Origin of the sequence: Amycolatopsis kentuckyensis (genome assembly GCF_002155975.1) — a bacterium.
Lineage (GTDB): Bacteria > Actinomycetota > Actinomycetes > Mycobacteriales > Pseudonocardiaceae > Amycolatopsis > Amycolatopsis kentuckyensis.
Genome location: NZ_MUMI01000481.1, coordinates 1 through 1,995, shown reverse-complemented (window position 1 = coordinate 1,995; position 1,995 = coordinate 1). Strand labels below are relative to the sequence as shown.

The window sequence follows — 1,995 nt, the reverse complement described above, 5'->3', positions numbered from 1 at the left end:
CGAACAGCAGCAGGTGCCCGCCGACGGGCACCTGCTGCTGTTCGCCTTCCCCGAAGACGACAGCTGCGACGCCGACGTCGGCAGCGCGGTGTACGTCCCGGCGGGCACGGCGGTTTCCGAGCGGGACAAACACTTCTCGTGGTGGTCGACCGAGGACGAGTACCGCGAGCTGATCGAGAAGTTCCCGCAGTCCCCGCTGCGGGCGGCACGCGACGTGTCGCTCCCCCGCTTCTGCGAGATCGATTTCTCCGACAGCCCTTGGGAGCACTCGGAACTGGTCCCGTTCTCGGAAGAACTCCTGGAACTCTGGCGGAGCACGCGCACGGGCGTCGACCGGTGGGGGACGCTCCAGCTCGGCGGCTACGCCGCGGAGGAGGTGACCGACTCCGGTGACCCGCTCGAGACCGTCGTGGCGGGCGCGCTGCGGGCGGCCGGGACCGGCAAGGTGGACGGCGTGGTGTCGAAGGACGTCGCGGACTGGGTGCTCCTCGCCGACTGGCACACCGACATCGAGGGCTGGGAGGGCGCGACCGTCCACTGGGCGATCCAGCGCGAGGACCTGGCGGCGCGGCGCTTCGACCGCGTTTTCACCGACCGGTACTGGAATCCCTGAGGCGAAGCTCGGGGTTTCCCCCGATTGTCCGCCGCGCGCGGCGCGAAGAGACTCTGCGGCATGCTTTCTTCGCGCCTCGCGTTCCTCCTCGCCCCGCTCTGCCTGGGCGCCTACGGCGTCGTCCGGATCCTGGACGGCCTGGACGGCAGCCGCGGTCCCGGGTTCGCCTGGACCACCGGTCACCTGTTCTTCCTGGCCGGCCTGGTGTTCTTCGTCCAGGCCTTCCGGACCATGTGGACGCTCGCCGGCCGCACCCGGCCCGCCACCGCCGGGTTCGCCGCCGGGATCGCCGGTGCGCTGGCCGTCGGCGTCCAGTTCGGCATCGACATCGTGGTCGGGTTCCGGTCGGCCGACCGCGCCGGGATGGACGCCTCCTTCACGCGGATCCAGAACACCCCGGGTGTCGAAGCGGCCTTCTACAGCTACGGGCCGATGCTGTTCTTCGTCGGCATGGTCGTGCTGGTCACGCTGCTCGCCGTCGGGCGCCGGGTGCCGTGGTGGGCGCCGGTACTGGTCCTCGTCGACGTCGTCCTTCCCCTCCTCGACAAGGATTTCATCCCGGTGGGGGCCGCGCTCCTGCTCATCGCCTTCACCCCGCTGATCGGGGAGCGGACTCCTGGTACCCGCTCGCCTGCACCTCGAACAGCTCCGCGTACACCCCGCCCCCGGCCATGAGTTCCTCGTGGCCGCCGCGCTCGATCACCTTGCCCCCGGCGAGCACGACGATCGTGTCCGCCTCGCGGATGGCGCCGAGGCGGTGGGAGACCAGCACGCTCGTGCGGCCGGCCCGGTGCTGCCGCAGCCGCTGGTGGATCTCGTGCTCGGCCCGGGCGTCGAGGCCCGCGCTCGGTTCGTCCAGGATCAGCAGGTCGCGCTGCTCGCGCATCAGCGCGCGAGCCAGCGCGAGCCGCTGCCACTGGCCGCCGGAGAGGGTGACGCCCGGGTTCTCGCCGCCGAAGAAGATGCGGCTCAGCATCGTGTCGTAGCCCTGGGGCAGGGCCGCCACCACCGGGTCCGCGCCCGCCAGCCGGGCCGCGCCGGTGACACGCGAACGATCGTCGAGCGCGGCCGGCTCGCCGAGGCCGATGTTCTCCGCCGCCGTGAGGTCGTACTCCATGTAGTCCTGGAACAGCACCGCGAGCCGCTCGCGCAGTTCGGCCGCCGGGACGTCGCGCAGGTCGACGCCGTCCCAGAGGATGCGGCCGCGGGTCGGGTCGTAGAACCGGCACAGCAGCTTGACCAGCGTGCTCTTGCCCGCGCCGTTGAGCCCGACCAGCGCCGTCGAGCGGCCGTGGGGGATGGTCAGATCGACGCCGCGCAGGATCCACGGCAGGTCGTCGCCGTACCGGAACCAGACGTCCCGCAGCTCGATCCCCCGCCGC

Annotated in this window: 3 protein-coding genes; 2 read left to right on the top strand and 1 reads right to left on the bottom strand. The window is 71.8% G+C overall.

Annotated elements, in window-relative coordinates; all coding sequences use genetic code 11:
- The coding region (locus CCN39_RS37665) for a DUF1963 domain-containing protein (protein WP_143264298.1) at positions 1-613 on the top strand (613 nt) is incomplete at its 5' end.
- 60 nt (positions 614-673) lie between these two features.
- Positions 674-1,288 (top strand): hypothetical protein, encoded by a 615-nt coding sequence (locus CCN39_RS37660; protein WP_244211177.1) that lies wholly within the window; start codon positions 674-676, stop codon positions 1,286-1,288.
- Here CCN39_RS37660 and CCN39_RS37655 read toward each other — a convergent pair.
- A partial coding sequence (locus tag CCN39_RS37655) for an ABC transporter ATP-binding protein (protein WP_143264297.1) occupies positions 1,203-1,995 on the bottom strand: 793 nt, incomplete at its 5' end. The genes CCN39_RS37660 and CCN39_RS37655 overlap by 86 nt on opposite strands.